This is a genomic window from Pikeienuella piscinae (genome assembly GCF_011044155.1).
Classification (GTDB): Bacteria; Pseudomonadota; Alphaproteobacteria; order Rhodobacterales; family Rhodobacteraceae; genus Pikeienuella; species Pikeienuella piscinae.
Genome location: NZ_CP049056.1, coordinates 1,136,814 through 1,156,916, shown reverse-complemented (window position 1 = coordinate 1,156,916; position 20,103 = coordinate 1,136,814). Strand labels below are relative to the sequence as shown.

General features: G+C 64.2%; 24 protein-coding genes, 1 tRNA gene and 1 other RNA gene. 13 read left to right on the top strand and 13 right to left on the bottom strand.

The window, feature by feature from the left end:
- Positions 1 to 126: 126 nt before the first annotated feature.
- From G5B40_RS21470 to G5B40_RS05555, 3 genes are all read left to right on the top strand, one after another.
- Positions 127 to 798, top strand: coding sequence for an HGGxSTG domain-containing protein (locus tag G5B40_RS21470; protein WP_343040877.1), 672 nt, complete (start codon positions 127 to 129; stop codon positions 796 to 798).
- Between the two features lie 577 nt (positions 799 to 1,375).
- Positions 1,376 to 1,714: a hypothetical protein gene (locus G5B40_RS05560; protein WP_165096065.1), complete on the top strand. Its 339-nt coding sequence runs from the start codon at positions 1,376 to 1,378 to the stop codon at positions 1,712 to 1,714.
- Positions 1,715 to 1,717: 3 nt separating this feature from the next.
- A complete protein-coding gene (locus G5B40_RS05555) occupies positions 1,718 to 2,044 on the top strand; it encodes a hypothetical protein (RefSeq protein WP_165096062.1) in 327 nt (108 codons plus the stop codon).
- 96 nt (positions 2,045 to 2,140) lie between these two features.
- Here the strand turns inward: G5B40_RS05555 and G5B40_RS05550 are convergent, their stop codons facing one another.
- From G5B40_RS05550 to G5B40_RS05540, 3 genes are all read right to left on the bottom strand, one after another.
- On the bottom strand, positions 2,141 to 2,536 hold the full coding sequence (locus tag G5B40_RS05550) for a Rap1a/Tai family immunity protein (protein ID WP_165096059.1): 396 nt from the start codon (positions 2,534 to 2,536) through the stop codon (positions 2,141 to 2,143).
- 184 nt (positions 2,537 to 2,720) lie between these two features.
- Entirely contained in the window at positions 2,721 to 3,353 is a 633-nt protein-coding gene (locus G5B40_RS05545) for an SOS response-associated peptidase (RefSeq protein ID WP_165096056.1), read from the bottom strand.
- 470 nt (positions 3,354 to 3,823) lie between these two features.
- Positions 3,824 to 3,914 (bottom strand) — tRNA-Ser (locus tag G5B40_RS05540).
- 142 nt (positions 3,915 to 4,056) lie between these two features.
- Here G5B40_RS05540 and ffs point away from each other — a divergent pair.
- Positions 4,057 to 4,154, top strand: an RNA gene (ffs, locus tag G5B40_RS05535) — signal recognition particle sRNA small type.
- Between the two features lie 31 nt (positions 4,155 to 4,185).
- Here ffs and G5B40_RS05530 read toward each other — a convergent pair.
- The 7 genes from G5B40_RS05530 to ilvC form a co-directional block, all read right to left on the bottom strand.
- Entirely contained in the window at positions 4,186 to 5,127 is a 942-nt protein-coding gene (locus G5B40_RS05530) for a 2-hydroxyacid dehydrogenase (RefSeq protein ID WP_165096054.1), read from the bottom strand.
- Positions 5,112 to 5,627, bottom strand: coding sequence for a gluconokinase (locus G5B40_RS05525; RefSeq protein ID WP_165096052.1), 516 nt, complete (start codon positions 5,625 to 5,627; stop codon positions 5,112 to 5,114). The genes G5B40_RS05530 and G5B40_RS05525 overlap by 16 nt, the downstream gene beginning before the upstream one ends.
- Complete coding sequence (gene dapE, locus G5B40_RS05520; RefSeq protein WP_165096049.1) at positions 5,617 to 6,753, bottom strand: succinyl-diaminopimelate desuccinylase; 1,137 nt, start codon at positions 6,751 to 6,753, stop codon at positions 5,617 to 5,619. Before dapE ends, G5B40_RS05525 begins: the two co-directional genes overlap by 11 nt.
- Positions 6,750 to 7,397, bottom strand: a complete 648-nt coding sequence (locus G5B40_RS05515; protein WP_165096046.1) for an HAD hydrolase-like protein — start codon at positions 7,395 to 7,397, stop codon at positions 6,750 to 6,752. Before G5B40_RS05515 ends, dapE begins: the two co-directional genes overlap by 4 nt.
- Positions 7,398 to 7,400: 3 nt before the next feature.
- Positions 7,401 to 7,709 (bottom strand): hypothetical protein, encoded by a 309-nt coding sequence (locus G5B40_RS05510; RefSeq protein WP_179961600.1) that lies wholly within the window; start codon positions 7,707 to 7,709, stop codon positions 7,401 to 7,403.
- 83 nt (positions 7,710 to 7,792) lie between these two features.
- Positions 7,793 to 8,569 (bottom strand): cyclase family protein, encoded by a 777-nt coding sequence (locus tag G5B40_RS05505; protein WP_165096042.1) that lies wholly within the window; start codon positions 8,567 to 8,569, stop codon positions 7,793 to 7,795.
- Between the two features lie 122 nt (positions 8,570 to 8,691).
- Positions 8,692 to 9,714 (bottom strand): ketol-acid reductoisomerase, encoded by a 1,023-nt coding sequence (gene ilvC / locus G5B40_RS05500; protein WP_165096040.1) that lies wholly within the window; start codon positions 9,712 to 9,714, stop codon positions 8,692 to 8,694.
- Between the two features lie 134 nt (positions 9,715 to 9,848).
- Here ilvC and G5B40_RS05495 point away from each other — a divergent pair, with 134 nt between their 5' ends.
- The 6 genes from G5B40_RS05495 to G5B40_RS05470 all read left to right on the top strand — a co-directional run bounded on the left by G5B40_RS05495 (position 9,849) and on the right by G5B40_RS05470 (position 12,631).
- Positions 9,849 to 10,310 carry an Lrp/AsnC family transcriptional regulator gene (locus G5B40_RS05495; RefSeq protein ID WP_165096038.1) on the top strand — a complete coding sequence of 154 codons (462 nt, stop codon included), beginning with the start codon at positions 9,849 to 9,851 and terminating at the stop codon, positions 10,308 to 10,310.
- Positions 10,295 to 10,768, top strand: coding sequence for an Lrp/AsnC family transcriptional regulator (locus tag G5B40_RS05490; RefSeq protein ID WP_165096036.1), 474 nt, complete (start codon positions 10,295 to 10,297; stop codon positions 10,766 to 10,768). The genes G5B40_RS05495 and G5B40_RS05490 overlap by 16 nt, the downstream gene beginning before the upstream one ends.
- A gap of 118 nt (positions 10,769 to 10,886) precedes the next feature.
- Positions 10,887 to 11,078 carry a hypothetical protein gene (locus G5B40_RS05485; protein ID WP_165096034.1) on the top strand — a complete coding sequence of 64 codons (192 nt, stop codon included), beginning with the start codon at positions 10,887 to 10,889 and terminating at the stop codon, positions 11,076 to 11,078.
- Positions 11,079 to 11,081: 3 nt separating this feature from the next.
- Positions 11,082 to 11,579, top strand: a complete 498-nt coding sequence (locus G5B40_RS05480) for an MgtC/SapB family protein (RefSeq protein WP_165096032.1) — start codon at positions 11,082 to 11,084, stop codon at positions 11,577 to 11,579.
- Positions 11,579 to 12,193 carry an exopolysaccharide biosynthesis protein gene (locus tag G5B40_RS05475; RefSeq protein ID WP_165096028.1) on the top strand — a complete coding sequence of 205 codons (615 nt, stop codon included), beginning with the start codon at positions 11,579 to 11,581 and terminating at the stop codon, positions 12,191 to 12,193. Before G5B40_RS05480 ends, G5B40_RS05475 begins: the two co-directional genes overlap by 1 nt.
- A gap of 90 nt (positions 12,194 to 12,283) precedes the next feature.
- Complete coding sequence (locus G5B40_RS05470) at positions 12,284 to 12,631, top strand: PRC-barrel domain-containing protein (protein WP_165096025.1); 348 nt, start codon at positions 12,284 to 12,286, stop codon at positions 12,629 to 12,631.
- A 119-nt stretch (positions 12,632 to 12,750) separates the two neighbouring features.
- On the opposite strand, the gene G5B40_RS05465 is transcribed toward G5B40_RS05470, so the two are convergent.
- The gene (locus G5B40_RS05465; protein ID WP_165096023.1) at positions 12,751 to 13,077 is read right to left on the bottom strand and encodes a nucleotidyl cyclase domain-containing protein; all 327 of its coding nucleotides are present in this window, start codon (positions 13,075 to 13,077) and stop codon (positions 12,751 to 12,753) included.
- Between the two features lie 103 nt (positions 13,078 to 13,180).
- Here G5B40_RS05465 and G5B40_RS05460 point away from each other — a divergent pair, with 103 nt between their 5' ends.
- Positions 13,181 to 14,512, top strand: a complete 1,332-nt coding sequence (locus G5B40_RS05460; protein ID WP_165096021.1) for a lipase family alpha/beta hydrolase — start codon at positions 13,181 to 13,183, stop codon at positions 14,510 to 14,512.
- A gap of 72 nt (positions 14,513 to 14,584) precedes the next feature.
- Complete coding sequence (gene guaB / locus G5B40_RS05455; protein WP_165096019.1) at positions 14,585 to 16,042, top strand: IMP dehydrogenase; 1,458 nt, start codon at positions 14,585 to 14,587, stop codon at positions 16,040 to 16,042.
- An 883-nt stretch (positions 16,043 to 16,925) separates the two neighbouring features.
- Here the strand turns inward: guaB and G5B40_RS05450 are convergent.
- Positions 16,926 to 17,876, bottom strand: a complete 951-nt coding sequence (locus G5B40_RS05450) for a hydroxymethylglutaryl-CoA lyase (RefSeq protein ID WP_165096017.1) — start codon at positions 17,874 to 17,876, stop codon at positions 16,926 to 16,928.
- A gap of 65 nt (positions 17,877 to 17,941) precedes the next feature.
- Entirely contained in the window at positions 17,942 to 18,871 is a 930-nt protein-coding gene (locus G5B40_RS05445; RefSeq protein WP_165096015.1) for a LysR family transcriptional regulator, read from the bottom strand.
- Between the two features lie 187 nt (positions 18,872 to 19,058).
- Here G5B40_RS05445 and G5B40_RS05440 point away from each other — a divergent pair, with 187 nt between their 5' ends.
- The gene (locus G5B40_RS05440; protein ID WP_165096013.1) at positions 19,059 to 20,018 is read left to right on the top strand and encodes an SMP-30/gluconolactonase/LRE family protein; all 960 of its coding nucleotides are present in this window, start codon (positions 19,059 to 19,061) and stop codon (positions 20,016 to 20,018) included.
- Positions 20,019 to 20,103 lie beyond the last annotated feature (85 nt).

Genomic DNA, 20,103 nt, shown 5'->3' with positions numbered 1-20,103 from the left:
GAATAGCACGAATAGCCGGAATAGCACGCAACCGGCTCCGCAATCCGAATCTGCGAACGTGACTGACCTGGCCGAGTGGAGGCGACGCGGCATGAATCGAAACTCTGGAAAAGAGGCCGGCCGGCGATGGATAAAATAACGGCGGAAAACCCGCTGACAGGAGCGGAGCTTCGCCGCCAGCGTCTCGCCTTCGGGCTTTCGCAAGTGGAACTGGCGAAGCGAACTGGGCTGCATCGCTCGACGGTAAAATACTGGGAGCGGGCTGCGATTGTCGATCTTCGGGGCCATGCGCCTAAACTGATTTTCGCTGCGATAGGGCTTAACGTGGACAATTTCCGCACACCAACGCGCGAGCGCGCGGGCGCGACGTGGGGAATTACCGGAGCTGCGCCGATGCGGGACCAATACGCGGGCGCGCGCGAGGAAGGACGACCGGCGAGCGAGCCAAGGGTGGCGGCGAAACTGGCGAACATGCCAGCCCACCGGCCAAGAGAAGATAAGGGGGCAAATTTGTCCTCTTTCTCCCAGGCGTCTCAGACAACCAACGCCGCCGCCGAACTTCTCAACGTCTCAACTCAGGTTTCGCCGGAACTGTCAAAGGCCCTTCGCCCCAAGTGCGGCGCACGAACGCGAGCGGGGCCGCCATGCCGCGCACCTGTAGTCGCCGGAAAGGCGCGTTGCCGGATGCACGGCGGGCTTGCGACAGGGGCGAGAACGCCAGAAGGGCGCGAGCGCATCGCGGAAGCGCAAAGGCGGCGCTGGGCGCGGTGGCGCGCCGAGCAGGAAAAGCCCGATTAAACCGTGTTTGCCGAATTATCGGCCACAGGCACATGTGCGCGGAGTGGGGTGAAACCATCTGCCGCGCTCTAAAGTAGAGGGATTTAGAGGCGTTGGACGCGCCGACCACCCAGCTCTACAAGCTGTTGAGCTTCAAGGCGTTATCAAGTTTCGGGCGGAGAGCGGACTAGATACGGTTCTCCTATTCAGCACAGGCGGTTGCTGGCTTCGCGGACGTCCCAGCGGAGGGCGGGTTAATACCATTTCGTTAATTCGATTCAACGGCTTAATCGAAAACTTAGCGAGGGTCTTGAGGACGCATCTTTGCGCTATAAAAGCGGCGGCCAGTCGCGGAGCATTGCAGCAAGGGCGGGCGGGAGATCGACCCAGTTTTGTGTGTTAGCCAAACTATCTTAACGGATAGAATAGCACTTTTTCTGCGCAATACGCGCGCGCACCGATCTGACACCCCATGAAACTTCAAGCTTCGCTTTAGACCGGGCTTGTGCATTTTGGGCTGCGGTTCCCCACCTGTTCACGGTGACGCGGCGGCCGTCGTTCGGTCAAGATTGGCGAATTGGAATCGGGGGACGGCGGAATGAGCGATGACCACACACGGCCCGCACTAGACTATCCGCCGCTGCCGGAACCGAAGTTTATCCCAAAGGCCATTATCGACAAATGGGCGGCTATCGACCCGGACAAATATCTTGCTCTGAAACTCACCCGAACGGACCTCGACCTTCTTTTCGCGACAATCAATCAGTCAATTATGGCGCAAGAGCACTTCCGCCAAGCCATGATATCATGGACGGCGGGCGATCTAGCCAGTGCCAACAATCAAAGCCATTTGGCGGCGCATAAGACCGTAGAGGCGCAGAACGCGCTAAGGAGCTTGTTCACGGCGATTATGGCGGGTGCGGAGCCGCAGGATTAGGAAATGAGCGCAGATGTCCATATACTATACGGAGAGCATGGAGGCGCATCGAGCGCCGATATGGGCGACCCTCTGGGGATGCCCGCACTTGACGGAGGCGATGGAGGCGGAGGCGGCATGGAAGCGCGTGTGAAGCACTTGGAGGATGATGTGTCGGAGATTAAGTCCGACATGAAGTCGATGCGCTCCGACATGACCGACATCAAGGTCATTCTGGCGCGGATCGAATCCGAACTCAGTCACAAGGTCAGCTACACATGGATGGCTATTTTCTTCATCGGCATCGCGTCTCTTATTCTCCGGGAGCAAATCATGGAGGCGATCGGCTGATTTAAGTCCGCTCCCAGCCCCGCACCTGCCAGACCGGAACGTCGTAGAGCGTCCATGTCGTTACAAGCCGCCGAAAGCGATAACCGAATTTCGCTTCTAACCGCCGCACGGGAACGCTTCGGAGAACGCCTGCCAAATCAAGGTTCGAGCGGATTCGTGCCGCGTTTCCGGATGTTCCTCGAGATACTTTTTCACGACATCCGTAAGTTGCGAATTTGATGCATTCTCTGGCGGACAACTTCCTAGGAATTCGCGCGCGAGGGCATTGGCTACTGCATTATCGTCCTTCGGGGCTAGCCGGTTTAGAACGACGAAGGCACCCCAAGGCGAACCTTCCACATAACCGATGATATATCCGACGCAAAACGCGGCAAGGACGGGGTTTTCATCGGTGCAGGTTTCGTAAAGCTCGTTTCCGTCAATTTGCTGGGTGATTCCTACGGTCGGGAAAAGTAGGACCGAACAAACGAACGCCAAAAGCTGTTTAATCATCTAGGTTCTCCTCCGCCCAGCGTGGTGTCTTGGTGTGCAGGGCCATCATGCGATCTGACGCCAAGGCGTCGGAGAAGTTAACTAGCTTTTCTCTTTTTGGGAGAATGGCTTTCTGCGCTGAGTGGTCAGTTTGGACCGTGCCATAAAATAAGGGCAAATAGGCTCAGAACCTCCGGACCTCGTATCAGTCCGGTGGATTGACTAAATCGACGCTTAGACACCCATCGGGGAGCGGCCGTTGAAGCGACGCCGCTTCCGACCACGGCGCGGCAAGCCAACTCTCCCATTCGTCCGGCTTCGTCAGAACGACCGGCATCGCCTTGGGATGGACCTTTCCGACTTCACGGTTAGGCTCACAGGTGAGGAAAGCGAACAGGTCATCCGTGGTTTCGCCGTCTTTCAGCTTCCTGATGCTCGCCCAGCCCCGCACCTGAATCCCGGCGAAGAACGCTGGCCCGCCTGACTTCAGCGTGAACCAGGCGTTCCCGCCCTTAATCGGCTCTGCGAACTTGTCGAGCGGAACCAGGCAACGATGCTCCGGCCCCAGCCATCGCCGCCAGTGAGGGGAGGCCGTGTTGCGAACATTCGTGACGCCCCGATCTATGCCGCTCTTGCTTTGGAACTTCGGCGGCGAAGGAAGGCCCCAGCGCGCCATCGCCAACGCCATGCCATCCCCATCCGGCCGCACGATAGCCGCCATTCGGTCCGGGTAGATTTGGGACGGGCCAAGATTGCCGGTTTCATCCACCCAGCGGCGAGACGGGAAAACCCGGCGCATCGCCTCTTTCGCCGTTTCCTGCCCGAACAGATTGCACATAGTCGCCTCCGGCTCAGTGAATGGGTGATGCGTCCCGCTTGCGACTCACCAAATGTTCGCGCGATGTTCTCGCCATGGCACTAATCTCCGGCGCATGGCAGCTTCATATCACTTGCACGCGCTGCGGCCATGTAGGTTGCATGTGGGTGGACGAATTTCCGGCGTCCGTTCGAGCGTGGAGTGACATATCCGATTCTGAGAAGGCGCGGCTCAAGTGCAGACGATGCGGTGCGAAGGCGGCCAGGACTGAGACGCGATGGATGCCCGGTGCGGAGAAGTTCCGCGTTCTGCGGTGAAGGCCGCATTTTATCCCATTGACCGTTCCGCGCGCGAGCCTCGCATCATCAATGACTGGACGCCCCGTCCTGATTTTCCGCAGCGTTCCATATTTTATTGGGGGAAGTATTGGGGGAAAGTGCGCGGGGCAAATTCTAAAAACATAATAATATCAATAAGTTATGATAGGTCGGTGGCGGAGACGAAGGGATTCGAACCCTCGAGGGCCTTTTGAGCCCTACTCCCTTAGCAGGGGAGCGCCTTCGACCACTCGGCCACGTCTCCGCTGGCGCTTAAATCACGGGCGAGTCCGTGACTGCAAGGCGAAAATCCCGGATTTCGGCGCGACCCGTCATATTGGGCGTCTCGGCGACGGATGCGTGCGTGCGATATTGCCCTATTGGGCTTCAAGGCATATATCTCCGCGTGAGAGATCGGCGCGGGCGGGCCTCTCGCCAACCCGGTCAGGTCCGGAAGGAAGCAGCCGCAACGAGTTTTGCTCGGGTCGTCGCCGGTCTCTCACCCCTCCCTCATCTTCGCGCGCCGTCGCTGCGGCTCACTCTTTCACTTCGGTGAGAAGTGGCGCGCCCTTCAGATGCGCCTTGATGTTGTCGACCACGAGTTGACCCATCGCTTGCCGGGTCCGCCGGGTCGCGCTGCCCTGGTGCGGCGAGAGGATGGTTCTTGGCATGGTCAGAAGTTCGGGATGCGGGCGGGGCTCTTCCTCGAAAACGTCGAGCGCTGCGCCGCCGAGCGTTCCGGACTTCAGCGCCTCGACCAGCGCCGCCTCGTCCACGACCGCGCCGCGCGCGACATTGACCAGCGCGCCTTCGGGCCCCAGCGCCTTCAGAACCTCCGCGTCCACCAGTTTCGTCGTCTCTGAGGTGCCGGGAGTGATGACGACGAGCCAGTCGGCCGCCTTCGCCATTTCGATCAGAGAAGGGAAATAGCGATAGGGCTGATCTTTCTGCTCACGCCGCCCGTGATAGACGACCTGCATCTTCATCGGCACAAGCCGACGCGCGATCTCCTTGCCGATCCGGCCGAGCCCGAGGATGCCGGCCGTCGCTCCGGTCAGCTCCGCCGTCAGGGGGAAATTCCCTTTGCCGGCCCAGTCGCCGGCGCGGGTGTAGGCGTCCGCCTCCGGTATGCGGCGGGCGAGGGCGACCATCAGACCGACGGTGATCTCCGCCATCGCGTCGTTCAACACGTCCGGCGTGTTCGACACCCGCGCGCCATGCGCGTTGGCTGCGGGCACGTCGATATTGTCGTAGCCGACGCCATAGGAGGAGATCAGCTTCAGATTCGGCAGGCGCTTCATCAGATCCGGCCTGCAGCCGTGATGGCCGTCGGTCGCGACGATTTCGATCTTCGGACCGATCTCGTCCAGCATCGCTTCCTTGTCCTTCGCCTCCCAGAGACGGTGGACGGTTCCGAGTTTGGCGATCTCCTCCATGCAGACGGGGTGCATTGGACCGATCATCAGAATGTCAGACATGAGAGCTCCTTCAGGGCGATGGCGATCAGGGTATCGGGCGGCTCGGAGATGTCGAGCGCGAGATGCGGCTCGTCCGGGGCGGGCGGCTCCAGCGCGGCGAACTGGCTATCGAGGAGGGTGGTCGGCATGAAATGCCCGCCCCGCGTCGCCATCCGTCCGGCGATCTCCGATTTCTCGCCAGCGAGATGGATGAAGAACACCGGCGCCCCGGCGGCCTTCGTCAACCGCTCGCGATAGAGGCGGCGGAGCGCCGAGCAGGCGATCACCGCCGTCCCTTCGCGCGGCGCGGCGGCGCCGAGCGCGTCGAGCCAGGGCAGCCTGTCCTCATCGGTCAGTGGCGTTCCCGCGGTCATCTTCGCGATATTCGTGGCTGGATGATAGGCGTCCGCCTCCACGAAGGCCGCGCCAAGCGCTTCGGCAAGCGCCGCGCCGATCGTGGACTTGCCGCAACCGGCGACGCCCATCACGCAGATCAGCCGCGCCCGTGATTCAGCCGCCATCGAAATACCGCTCCAGCACGCCCTGATAAATCCGGGCCAGCGCGCGGATCTCCTCGACCGGCGCGCGCTCGTCGACCTGGTGCATGGTCCGGCCGACAAGGCCGAATTCCGCGACCGGACAGATCGCCTTGATAAAGCGCGCGTCCGAGGTGCCGCCGGTGGTCGAAAGCGTCGGCGTGAGCCCGGTCTCCGCCTCCGCCGCCGCGGCGATCACGTCGGAGAGGCGGCCGGGCTCGGTGATGAAGCTCTCGCCTGAGGCGCGAAACGATGACTCGATCCGCACGCCTGTCCCGGCGCTCGCGGCGGCGGCCTCCTCCAGCATCCACATCGCCAACTTTTTCGACGTATGCGCGTCGTTGAAGCGGATATTGCAGGTCGCGCGGGCGCGCTCGGGGATCACGTTGCTCGCCGGATTGCCGGTGTCGATCGTGGTGAGCGCAAGCGTCGAGGGGTCGAAATGCTCTGTGCCCTGATCCAGTTCGCGGCTCGCCAGCCGGTCGAGAAGCCGCACCAGCGGCGGCAGCGGATTGGCGGCGCGGTGCGGATACGCGGTGTGGCCCTGCCGGCCGGTCGCGATGAAATTGGCGGTCATCGAGCCGCGCCGGCCGATCTTGATCATCTCGCCCAGCCGCTCCGGGCAGGTTGGCTCGCCGACGAGGCAATGGTCGAGTCCCTCTCCGTTGGCCGCCATCCAGTCGAGGATCGCCGGCGTCCCGTCGGTCGACGAACCTTCCTCGTCGCCGGTGATGAGGAGCGCCACGCTTCCCTCTCCGCCCGCCTCGCGCCATGCGGCGACGGCGGCGACAAAGGCGGCGACGCCGGATTTCATGTCAACTGCGCCGCGTCCCCAGAGCTCGCCCCCGGCGATCTCGCCGGAAAACGGGGGGCGGGTCCAGTCCGCCGGGTCGCCGGGCGGGACGACATCGGTGTGCCCGGCGAAGCCGAAAACCGGCGCACCTTCGCCGATCCGGGCGTGGAGATTGGCGATCCCCTCCCGGTCGCACCGGCTGGCGGCGAAGCCGAGAGCCTTGAGCCGCGTCTCCAGCAGCTGGATGGCGCCGCCCTCCTCGGGCGTTATCGAGGGACAGCGGATCAGCTCCGCGGTCAATTCCACAGGGTCGATCATCGCAGGTCCTCCACCATGTCGGCCACCTCGGCGGGCGCGCCGGCGAGGGCGGCGACGCCGGCGGCCGTGAGCTCCTCCCGCCCGCCGAAGCCCCAGAGCGCGCCGAGGGGCGTGATGCCGTTGGCGAGCGCGCCAACCGCGTCGTGCCTCCGATCCCCAAGCATGAAGCTTCGCGCCGGATCGGCGCCGGTTTCCGCGACGCAGCGCTTCAGAAGGTCGCGCTTGTCGGTGAACCGGCCGTCCAGATCCGAGCCGAACTCGGCGTCGAAATACGGCGTCAAGCCGAAATGCCTGGTGATCAAGGGCGCGTAGGCGATCGGTTTGGCGGTGGCGAGGGCGAGCCGGAAGCCCATCTCCTTCAGTCGCGCCAGCATCTCCCGCGCGCCGTCATAGACCTTCGCGTCATAGACGCCGCCGTCCATGTAGTGCTCGCGGTAGAGGGCCATGGCCCGCGGGACATCAGCCTCCGGCACGCCGAGGCGCGGAAAGCTCTCATGCAGCGAGGGGCCGATGCAGGCGCGCAGCGCCGTCTCGTCGGGCCGGGGCGCGCCCAGCGTCTCCAGTGCGTGGAGAATGGCTGCGAAGATACCCGGCGCGCTATCGGTGAGCGTGCCGTCGAGATCGACAAAAACATGGGGGCGCATTAACTATTCTCCGAAAAGCGGCGTCAGTTCGGCGACGATCACCGCGTTCTCTTCAAGCGCCCGCGCCATCAGCGCGCGGTCCTCAAGGCCGATCTCATGGCCCTCCGCCTCGCGCTCCTCCAGCGTGCCGTAGCCGGCGACGTCGAGAACCGAGAGCGCCGCCTGTTTCAGGATCGCGACCGTCTCGCGAACCGCTTCGGCCTCGTCCCGCCCGGAGGCGTAGCAGACAAGGGCGGCGCCGGTCGCGCCTTCGGGCAGACCGTCATCGGGGCCGCGCCCCGCTTCGACCAGCAATGTGTAGACGTCCTGCATGGCCGCTTGCTCCCCCGCCGGCGCGCGCATGTCAAGGAATCCCGCGCGCCCCGCCGCCGCCGCGCAGGCGGGATTTGCGGCGCTCACTCCCCGACGATGGCGACAGCGCGGGTGAAACCGGCGGAGCCGTTCCTGAGCTTCACCGGAAAGCAGCTGATCTCGAACCCGGTCGCGGGCAGCGTTTCGAGATTGGAGAGTTTCTCCATGTGGCAATAGCCGATCTCGATGGACGCGCGATGTCCCTCCCAGATGATCGCGGGATCCCGCGTCTCCGCCCAGCGTTCCGCCGTGATCGAGAACGGCGCGTCCCACGACCAGGCGTCGGTCCCGGTGACCCTGACGCCGCGCTCCAGCAGCCAGAGCGTCGCCTCGCGCCCCATCCCGCAGCCGCGATGGATGTAATCCGGTTCTCCGTAGCGGGCGCCGGCGGCTGTGTTGACGACGACGATGTCGAGAGGGCGCAACTCGTGGCCGATGCGCTCAAGCTCGGCTTCAAGCTCCGCTATGCTGACCAGATGGCCATCCGGCAGATGCCGGAAATCCAGCTTCACGCCGGGGTTGAGGCACCATTCGAGCGGAACCTCGTCGATGGTGATCGCCCGTTCGCCATCGTTCATTGTCGAATGATGATGGTAGGGCGCGTCGAGATGGGTGCCGTTATGGCTGGAAAGTGTCAGCTTCTCCACCGCCCAGCCGTCGCCGCCGGGAAGGTCCGCCGCCGTCAGGCCGGGGAAATAGGCCGCCATCTGCGGCGCCGTCATCCGGTGATCGAAATACTCGATCTCCGGCAGCATCTGGGGCGGATCGGAGGCGATCCCGGCTTCGAGCGGAACCGATATGTCGATGAATTTTCGCGCCATGTCCTGCTTCTCCATTAGCCCGCCCGACGATTGTATGCGTGAGATGGCGGAGACCCGCGGCGGGACGCGAAGCCGTTAGAGACGGGCCGCCGCTCTGGCGACGGCCCGTCCGCGTCTCGCGATCAGTTCTTCGCCTTGTCGACCAGCTTGCCGGCGGCGATCCAGGGCATCATGGCGCGGAGCTTTTCGCCCACTTCTTCGATCTGGTGCGCGTCGTTGTTGCGCCGGATGGCCTTGAACATCGGCAGGCCGGCCTTGTACTCGCGCATCCATTCGGAGGTGAAGCGGCCGTCCTGAATGTCCTTCAGCACCTTCTTCATCCGCGCTTTGGTCTCGTCGCGCGGCAGGATCTGCGGGCCGGAATGATACTCGCCGAACTCCGCGGTGTTGGAGATCGAGTAGTTCATGTTGGCGATGCCGCCCTCGTAAATCAGGTCGACGATCAGCTTCACTTCGTGGAGGCACTCGAAATAGGCCATCTCTGGCGCGTAGCCGGCCTCGACCAGCGTCTCGAAGCCCATGCGGATCAACTCGACCAGGCCGCCGCAGAGCACCGCCTGCTCGCCGAAGAGGTCGGTTTCGCACTCTTCCTTGAAGTCGGTCTCGATGATGCCGGAACGGCCGCCGCCGATGGCGGCGCAATAGGAAAGGCCGATCTCCAGCGCTTTGCCGGAGGGGTTCTGGTCGACCGCGACGAGACAAGGGACGCCGCCGCCCTTCACGAACTCGCTGCGCACGGTGTGGCCCGGGCCCTTGGGCGCCATCATGATGACGTCGATGTCGGGGCGCGCCTCGATCAGGTTGAAGTGGACGTTCAGGCCGTGCGCGAAGGCGATGGCCGCGCCCGGCTTCATGTTGTCGTGAATGTATTTGTAATAGGTGTCGGCCTGCAACTCGTCCGGCATGCTCATCATGATCACGTCGGCCCATTTCGCCGCCTCGGCGATGCCCATGACCATCAGTCCTTCGGCCTTGGCCTTCTCGGCGGAGGGAGAGCCGTCACGCAGTGCGGCGGCGACGTTCTTCACGCCGGAATCGCGCATGTTCAGCGCGTGGGCGTGACCCTGGGAGCCATAGCCGACGACCGCCACATTGCGGTCCTTGATCAGATTGATGTCGCAGTCGCGATCGTAATAGACGCGCATTTCCGCATCCCCTTGTTCCGGTTGTCGATGCCGAGGAGCATAGGGCCGACGCCTGTGAATGCCTGTCTTTCTTTTCCGGTTTTTCCCAATTTGGGGCATAGTCATTCGAATAACAGAATGATATCGGAATAGTCATGCACACGCTCGACGATACCGACAGGCGCATCCTTCGCGCGCTTCAAGACGAACCCGGCCTTTCGACCGCCGCGCTGGCGGAGAAGGCCGGGCTTTCGCCGTCGCCCTGCTGGCGGCGGGTTGAACGGATGGAGGCGGCGGGGGTGATCGAGGGCAGGGTGGTCGAAATCGACCTCAGAAAACTTGGCTACGAGGTTCAGGTCTTTCTTCGCGTCCGTCTCGACAAGACACAGGCCGGCGCGTTTCAGGAGTTCATCGCCGCCGCCCGTGAGGTGCCGGAGATCGTGGTGATTCAGACTCTGCTCGGCCGGGTCGACATCCGCATGGATGTGGTCGCGCGCGATCTTGCGCATTACCAGGAGATTCTCCGCAATCGCATCCTCGATCTTCCGCATGTCGCGGATATCGACGCGCTCCTGCTGGTTTCCGAGCTCAAGGATGACGAATGGCTGCCGATCTGACCGCGCCGCCCGATTCCGCCGATCTGGCGCTCTTGCGGGCGCTGCTTAGGGATGGTTCGCTCTCGGCGAAAGAGGCTGGCGCCGAGGCCGGGCTTTCGCAACCGGCAGCATGGCGGCGCATCCGGCGGCTGGAGGCCGAGGGCGTGATCCGCCGCCGCCGGGTGGCGCTTAGCCGGGAGAAGCTCGGTTACGGCGTCACCGTGTTCATGGGGGTGAAACTGGCGGCCAAGGGCCGGAGCCGGGTGGAGGAGTTCGAGCGCGCGGCGACGGCGATCCCGGAGCTGCAACTCATCCAGCATGTGCTTGGCGTCTACGATTATCGCTTCAGAGTGGTCGCGCGCGACCTCACCGATTTCGAGCGTATTCTCCGGCGGCGGATCATGACACTGCCGGGGATCGGCGAGGTGGAGTCCAATGTGCTTCTGAGCGAAGAAAAATCAGCGCCCCCGCCAATCTGACCGACAGGCGCTTTCCGCGCCGCGCGGGAACCTGCGGCGCGCCGCCGCGTTTAAGCCCGAATATCCGGTTGCGCCGCGAACGGCGGAGAAGCCGGAAGCAGTGACGGAAAGGGCGGCCATGAACACGATTTCGCCGGAGCGGGCGCGTGACCGCGGCGCAGGACAGTCGATCGCCGAGGATCGTTCGGCGGCGCGGAGGCTGGCGCGGGAGACGATCGTCAACGGCGGCGTCGTCACACCGCTGCGCCGGGCCGGCCTGCCGCGCTTTCTCGGCCGGATAGCGGACGCTGCGCCGTGCCGGAAGAGCTGAGCGATGGAGGCGTTGATCGCCGAGCTGGAGTTCACGCCGAGCCTGCCGTGGAGCGTGCTTTTCCTGCGCCTGATCGGAGCGGTCGTCCTCACTGCGATCATCGGCTTCGAGCGAGAGGCGAGCGGGAAACACGCAGGCCTCCGGACGCACATGCTCGTAAGCCTCGCCTCGGCGCTCTACTGCCTGATCACGCTCGACCTGATCAGCCGCGACTACCCCGGAACGGTGCGGGTCGACCCCATTCGCATGGTGGAGGCGGTGACCGCCGGCGTCGCCTTCCTCGCCGCCGGATTGATCGTCTTCTCGAAGGGCGAGGTGAGGGGCCTGACAACGGGCGCCTCTCTCTGGCTGGCGGCGGCGACCGGTTTGTGCGCCGGTCTCGGCCTTTGGCCGATGGCGGTTGTCGCGACCATCGTCGCGATGATCATCATGCGGCTTCTGAAGGTCGTGGAGAAAGAGGTCATCGAGACCAAATCTTCGCCGCATGACGGCGCGCGCTAATGCCGGGAGTCAGGGAGGCCAACGTGAAGGACGGGACGCCGCCAGACGCTTCGGTTGAGCAGATCCTGAACGATGTGCGTTCGCTCATCAACGGCGGCTCGGTTTCGGTTGACGAGATCGTGACGAATCTCGGCGGCGCGTCGTTCGCGCCGCTCCTCTTCCTGCCCGCGGCCGCCGTCGTCTCGCCGCTCAGCGGCGTCCCCGGTTTTTCCTCGCTCTGCGGTCTGATGATCGCGGTGGTCGCGGCGCAGATGGTCGCGGCGCGAGGGCATCTCTGGCTCCCAGGCTGGCTCCGGCGGCGGCGCATCCCCAGCGATCGTCTGCGCAAGGCTCTGGGCTTCGCCCACCGGCCGGCGCGGTTTCTCGACCGGGTGACCAGGCGTCGGCTGGCCGCGCTGGTGGAGCCGCCGTTCTCCGCGCTGCCGTCCGTCGTCTGCCTACTCTGCGGCCTGGCGATGCCGTTTCTCGAACTGGTGCCATTCACCTCGTCGATCCTTGGCTTCGCGGTCGCGGTCCTCGCTGTATCGGCGCTGGCGCGCGACGGTCTTTTCGCCCTTCTCGCCCTCATCGTGATAGGCTCGGCTGCGGCGACCGGACTCTCCCTTGTCGCCTGAGCGTGCGCCACCGGCGTTCCTCGGAACGCTCGGGGTTTTCGGGCGTTTAATCATCGACGGCCCGAGCGCCGCGTGATGAAGGAGGATATGATGACCACGACACCGCATCCGTTGATTTCCTCGACCGATGTGCACGGCGCCGCCTGTTACGGGCCGGACGGCGAGCATGTCGGCGAGATCGACCACCTGATGATCGACAAGAAAAGCGGAATGGTCGCCTACGCCGTAATCGGCTTCGGCGGCTTCATGGGGCTCGGCGAGGACCATTATCCGCTCCCCTGGGGCTCGATGTCCTACGATGTCGAAAAGGGCGGCTACCGCGTGAATGTCACAAAGGATCAGTTCCAGAGCGCGCCCGCGCGCGACGACGGCTGGGACCGCGACCGCCGCTGGGAGGAACGGGTCCACACCCATTTCGGCGCGCCGTATTACTGGTGACCCCGCCACCGCTGGCCTGAAGAGAGATGGGGCGGCGCTATCGCCGCCCCTTCGTTCTGCAGGGAGCGGGCGGGACCGGCCCCCCCCGGCCCGGCCCGCGCTTGCGCTTCCTGACGCATCTATCTCTCTCTCGGTGCGCCGCGACGACGTGCTTGCTTCGGGCTGTGCGTTAGACGGTGGTGTCGGGCCGCCATCATCGTCTGAATGGCGTCGGCGCAGGAGACCGCCTCCACCACCGATCCGAACTCGGCGAGAAAACCGTCGCCCGCGCCTTTCACGACCCGGCCGGAATGGAGGCCGATGACGGGCTCAATCGCGCCGATATGGCCCTTCAGCGCGCGGACCGCCGCCGCTTCGCCGCGCCCGGCGAAGACGCTGAACGCCGCCGCGTCTGCGCAGAGAATGGCGGCGAGAGGGCTTTCACCGGCGGGTGGCTCGCCTTTCATCGGGCGAACTTCATGCGGTGCGGCGATGTGAGGCGAGACGATTTCTCGACAACTCGGGCGTTCGCGCGTAACTTCTGCGCCAAGCAGACAGGGGCGAGTTTCGATGAGCCGTCAACCTCCCTCTCCGGTCATTGTCGTTCCCGGCGTCACAGCGACCTATCTTCGCGACCATTACCCTCTGCCGCCGGAAACGATCTGGGGCGTTCTCGACCCGACAAAGCGGTTCGAGCGGGCGCAGATGCACCCGTCCGACCTTCGCTACGAAGCGGCGCAGCCGGCGGATGTGCGGGCTGACCAGATCTACGAAATCGCCTATTCCGAACTGATCGAGGAGCTCCGCTTCAACCTCTCCTCCTCGCCGGATGAGCCGACCCCGGTCTATCCCTTCGCCTACGATTGGCGGCATCCGCTCGCCATGACCGAGGAGCGGCTGGCGGCGTTCATCGACGACGTGATCGGGCGCACCAAGCTACTCCGCCACTATGACGAAGCGGGCTACGCCGAGGCGCCGAAGGTCAATCTTGTCGGGCATTCGATGGGGGGATTGGTGATCGCCGGTTACCTGGAACGGTATGGCGCGGCGAAGCTCGACCGGGTGGCGTCGCTGGCGAGCCCATTCCGCGGCTCCTTCGAGTCGATGGTGAAGATCGCCACCGGCACCGCCAATCTTGGCGTTCGGGCGCCAAGTTCGCGCGAGCGCGAGGCGGCGCGCGTCACGCCGTCGATCTATCATCTCTTTCCGGACTTCGAAACCGGCGTGCGCACTGATCCGGAGGACGGATTTCCACGCTCCACCTTCGATCCCGACCTGATCCAGCCTTCGATAGAGGATTCGGTCGTCGCTTATGCCGAGCGGTTCGCGCTGGGCCGGACGAAGAAGGAGCGGACGGCGACAGGCAAGAAACTGCTCCCCCTCATGCTGAAAGAGGCGGAACGGCATCGAAAGCGGATCGCGAAGCTCGATCTTCAGAAGCAGGGCCTATCCGCGGACCGCTGGCTCTGCGTCGTCGGAGTCGGCGCGAAGACGCGTGTCCGAATGACGATCGAGTCCGATCGCGGGCGTCCGGTATTCCGTCTGACCTCCGACGACCTTGTCGATGACTGGGCCGATGAGACTCGGGATCGAACGAAAACCGGTGACGGCACGGTGCATTTCGAAGGCGCCCAGCCGGGTTTTCTGAGGCTCGAGAATCTCGTCTGCGTGTCGCCGGATGATTTCGGAATCTGGGAATTGCAGGACCGGGCGGTGGCGCGGCTCGCGGGTTTTCATGGAATTTTGCCGAACATGAACATGCTTCATCGACTGCTCGTGCGACACTTCACCGGCGCGGATGACCGGCGCGGCAACACCTGGGGCCGCCCGGCGCCCGGCGTTTCGAAGGCGGACTGGCGCCCCGCGGTCGCGCCGCTGAAGGCGTTGGAGCCGGACGAGTAGAGCCGCCCTTTCCTTTCGCCGCTTCCGGTGAAATAAGACCGCGCCATCCGGACCCTTAAAGGAGACTCTCCCATGGAGATTCGCGAGGCGCTCACTTTCGATGATGTTCTTCTGGTTCCGGGCGCTTCGGAAGTGCTGCCGGCGGAGGCGGACGTCTCGACGCGGGTGACTCAGTCGATCCGGCTCGACATCCCGCTGCTCTCCTCCGCGATGGACACCGTGACCGAGAGCGACATGGCGATCACCATGGCGCAGGCCGGTGGAATCGGCGTCGTTCATCGCAACCTCGATGTCGACGTGCAGGCTGACGAGGTCCGGCGAGTGAAGCGTTTCGAGAGCGGCGTCGTTTACAAACCGATCACGCTGACGGCGGACCAGACGCTCGCGGACGCGAAGGCGCTGCAGGCGCGCTACAAGATCACCGGCTTTCCGGTGGTGGGCGAGGGCGGCAGGTTGGTCGGCATTCTCACCAACCGCGACATGCGCTTCGCGGAGACCGATGCGACGCCGGTCAGCGCGCTGATGACGCATGAGAATCTCGCCACCGTCCGCGAGGGCGACGATCGCGACATTGCTCGCCGGAAGATGATGCAGCGGCGCATCGAGAAGCTCCTGGTCGTCGATGACGAGGGGCGCTGCGTCGGGCTCCTGACGCTGAAGGATATGGAGAAGGCGGTGCTCAATCCGCGCGCCTCCAAGGACGAACTCGGCCGCCTGCGCGTCGCGGCGGCGACCACGGTCGGGGACAAGGGGTTCGCACGCTCCGAAGCGCTGATCGACGCCGAGGTCGATTTGCTGGTCATCGATACGGCGCATGGCCATTCGGCGGCGGTCGCGGCGGCGGTCGAGCGGGTCAAGCGGCTCTCCAACACGGTGCAGGTCGTCGCCGGGAATGTCGCGACGGCGGAAGCGACACGGGCGCTGATCGACGCCGGGGCGGATGCGGTCAAGGTTGGGATCGGCCCTGGTTCGATCTGTACGACGCGGATGGTCGCGGGCGTCGGCGTGCCGCAGCTCACGGCGATTTCCGACTGCGCCGAAGCGGCGGCGGCTTCGGGCGCGACGATCATCGCCGATGGCGGCATCAAGTTCTCCGGCGATCTGGCGAAGGCGATCGCGGCGGGCGCCAACTGCGCCATGGTCGGCTCGATGCTGGCCGGGACGGACGAAGCGCCGGGCGAGGTTTTTCTCTATCAAGGCCGAAGCTACAAATCCTATCGCGGCATGGGCTCGGTCGGTGCAATGGCGCGCGGCTCGGCCGACCGGTATTTTCAGGAGCAGATGGCGGAGACGCACAAGCTCGTCCCCGAGGGGATCGAGGGGCAGGTGCCTTACAAGGGCCCGGCGGGCGCGGTGTTGCACCAGATGATCGGCGGCTTGCGCGCGGCGATGGGCTACACCGGATCGCGCACTATCGAGGAGATGCGCACCGGCTGCCGCTTCGTGCGCATCACCAACGCCGGCCTTTCGGAAAGCCATGTGCACGACGTGCAAATCACCCGCGAGTCCCCCAATTATCGTCGTGGGTAGCCAAAGGGATATCTGAACCTGGTCGTCGCAGCAGCGCTTCAGCACCTCGATTTCGAATGCCGCTTCGGCGTCCGCCGTCTCGGGGATACTCGCCCAGCCGCAGAGCCTCATTCACTTTGTGGAGAGAAACGCTCCGGCCTGGTCAGAACCGGTCACCTGATGCGCTCAACCCGAAAGGCGCGCGCCAGACATGACTGCGATGGTCCGCCGCGTCCGCGCCAGTCCCTTCTGCATGTTTGCTACGAAATAGTCGCCGGGGCGATAATCCATGCCTGCCGTCGCGCGGGGCGCGCTGAGGCCTCAAGCTGGTAGGCGATCCAATCAACCCCGATACCACCCGGCCAACACGTAGCTAATGAAGAATTCCTTGTCCGTCTCCATCACTTCTATCCGATCCTCACCGGGTCGGAGTTCCGCAGCGCGAGCCCAAAAATACCTTAGCTCCATACCAGCGTCGGCATGGAATCTGTGTCGCCCCGACGCGGGGCCGGTCCGCTTCCTGAACAGGATGAGGTCAGGACGACGGACGACAGCTCGTTTCCCGACGCCGGGCTTACCTGGCGCTCCAAGAGCCTGTTCGCGCCGAGTGGAACCGATCAAGGTGCTGGTGAACGCCGGCGGCGCCCGGGGTCTCTTTTTTGCATTGCGCTGGCGGCAAGCCGACTGGCGGTGCAAATGACGACGTTGCAATGATTGGGCGCGACCCAGCGCAGCGCTGAATGAAGCTCGGGGTTCCCAGAACCACCCAGTTCGTCGCCTGAGCCAGTCGGAGCGGCGCTCGCCTTGCGCGCCGGGATCGGGGCGCCCAATCACGCCTGTAAGGGTGTCCTTGCCGCCCAGGCGCGTTTGCTCGCGGCGTCGCCGCCGCGAGCGGCTCGTCGTATCAGTTCGCCTGCGCGTCGCGCGGCGGCGTTCCATTCAGGTCCGCGAAGAGGCGCGCGCGCGGGATCGCCTGCGTATGGCTCGCGATCTTCGCGCCGGAGGCGTCGGTGATCATCACGCCGGCGGCGAGAAGCTTTTCAAGGTCGATGCCGGTCGAGACGCCGAGACGCTCGAAGAGATAGACGATATCCTCGCTTGGAATGTTGCCGGTCGCGCCCGGCGCGAACGGGCAGCCGCCGAGGCCCGCCGCCGCCGTGTCGAAGGAGGTGACGCCGGCCTCGCGCGCCGCCAGGATATTGGCGACGCCGAACCCCGCCGTGTCATGGCCATGAAATCCGAAGCTCGCGTCGTCGCCGAACGCCGCGATGCATTTCTCAGCGAGGCTCCGGACATGCGCGGGCGTCGCCATGCCGGTCGTGTCGCTGATCGTGTAGTCCATGCCGCTGCGCAAGGACACGATGCGCTCGATCGTCTTGAGAATGACCGATTCCTCCATCACGCCTTCGAACGGGCAGTGAAAGCACGTGGCGAGGCCCACCCTCACATTCAGCTTTCGATCCGGGTCCATCGTCTCGAGCGTCGCCGCCAGATCCTTGATCGAAGCGTCGACAGAGCGGCGCACATTGCTCTGATTGTGCGATTCCGACATCGAGAGGACGAAGATCGGATTTTCGAGGCCGGCCGCGACGGCGCGCTGAAACCCTTTCAGATTGGGGGTCAGCACCATGCCCCGAACATCGTCGGGCAAGGGGCCCAGAGCCGCGATGACCTCCTCCATGTCGCGCATCTGCGGGATCGCGCTCGGGCTGACGAAGGAGCCGAGCTCCATCCTCTTGAAGCCGGCGTCGATGAGCCGCCGGATGAACTCGACCTTGGTTTCGGTCGGGACGAAGGTCGCGATGTTCTGCAATCCGTCACGCGGACCAACTTCGACGATCTCTACTTCCGGCATGGCGCTCGCTCCCTTTCAGCTTTGTCTCCAGGCTGGGGAGTAAGCCAGTCGCAGGCGCGGAACCATTATTCGTTCGGAACGGCAGGGTTCGCGTTTGGATACGCCTCGGCGCTCCGCGACAGATGTTCGAGCATCAGGCGAACGCATGCGGTGGTCTTTTGCGCCGTACGCGCGCAAACCGCCAGCTCCCGCCGGGCCCAGGCGTCGCGCAGCGGAACGCCGACCAGGCGTTCGGCGGATTTGAACGACCTGGCGACGTTCACCGGCACGATCGTGACGCCCAGCCCCGCCGCGGCCATGCTGACCGCGGAGCCGAAAGTCACCACCTTGATGCTGTTCTTGAGCTGGAACCCGAGCGATTGGGCGGCCTCCATCAGAAGGGCCTGAAGCGAACTCCCAAATTCGAGACCGATCATCGAATGGTCGCGCAGCTCGAAAAAGTCGATCGAGTCGCGAGCGGCGAGAGGGTCTTCGGGCGGCAGCAACGCCACCAGCTGATCGACGCGATACCTGAACGCTGAAACGCAGTCCGGCAACGCCACATGGGCTGCGATGACCCCAATGTCCGATACGCCGTCAAGAAGCGACTGGAGAACTTCGACGCTGGTCTCTTCGCTGAGAACGACGCGCACATCGGGATAGGCGCGATTGAAGCTGACGATGTCGGCGGGAAGATATTGATGCACCGCCGAACTGTGGGCGCTGATGCGGACCTGCCCGCTCTGGCCTTCTTTGTAGAGGCTGAGATCGGCGGTCATGTCGTTCAGGATGTCAAAGATCCGCCGCGTGTGAACCACCATCACCTCCCCCGCGGGCGTCGCGCTGACGCCGCGCGGATGCCGGTAGAAGAGCTGGACGCCCAACTCCGCCTCGAGATCGTTGATGCGCTTACTGACCGCGGATGGCGCGATATGCTCCTGATCAGCGGCTTTGGTCAGGCTTTCAAGGTTGTAGACAGCGATAAGAATCCGGAGCGTGGTCAGATCGAACCGCATTTTGGGGGCACCTTTCGCTCCTCTGGTATCGCCAATCAAGAACGCCAGTGTTCCGAAACAAGGCTTCTCATATCGAATGGGCTGCTGATAGCAAACCTCCCTGGCGAGAGAACAGTTCACGGATTGCAATGGCTTCGGCGCGTCGATTGTCGCTGAAACAACAGAGGCCTATCGGGAGGAGACACCAATGACCGCCGTCGCGTTGGACGCCCTGAGCTTTCTCGGAAGCTCCCTGTCGCGCCCCGAATGCGTGCTGGCGACGCGTTCGGGCGATCTTTTCGTCTCGGACAGCAGGGGCGGCGTCAGCATCGTCAACCCGGACGGCCGGGAAATCCTGGTTAAGGCCCGCAAAGCGCCGGAGGGGTTCCTGCCCAACGGAATCGCGCTGCTGGACGACAGAAGCTTTCTGATCGCGAATCTCGGGCCGACCGGCGGCGTCTATCATCTGGCGCAGGACGGGACGCTGACCCCGCGCCTAGTCGAGATAGATGGCAAACCGCTGCCTCCGACGAATTTCGTGGGGCTCGATCGCCGTGGCCGGATCTGGGTGACCGTCAGCACATGGTTGAACCCGCGCGAGCGATCGATGTTCAAAGGCCACGCCGACGGATTCATCGTTCTGATCGAGGGCGGCGGCGCGCGGATCGTCGCCGAGGGTCTTGGCTTCACCAATGAGGCGATCGTCGATCCCACCGGCGAATGGCTATACGTCAACGAGACCATGGCGCAGCGGACGAGCCGCTTTCCGATCCTCGCCGACGGCGCGCTGGGCGCGAAGGAGCTGGTCGCCGCCTACGGCCCGACGACATTTCCCGATGGTTTGGCCTTCGATGACGCGGGCGGCGTCTGGATCGTCAGCGTCGCGAGCAATCGGTTGATCCGCACTGCGCCGGATGGAACGCAGACGACCTTCATCGAGGACGCCGATCCGGAGGTTCTGGCGGATGTCGCGGCGCAGTTCGACGCCGGCGCCTGCGCCCGGCCGCTGATCGACAGCGGCGGCAAGCGCCGCCTCGGCAATCTCGCCAGTCTCGCCTTCGGCGGCGAGGATCTCCAGACGATCTATCTCGGGACGCTGTTCCTGAACGAGATCATCCATTTTCGCTCATCGTTCAGAGGAGCGAAGCCGGTCCACTGGGAATTTTGACCGGCGCTGGCGCCAAAGCTCGCGCCCCGGCCGCATGAAAGCGGTCGGCGGGGCGGCCTCATGCGACAAGAAACGAAAAGAAACG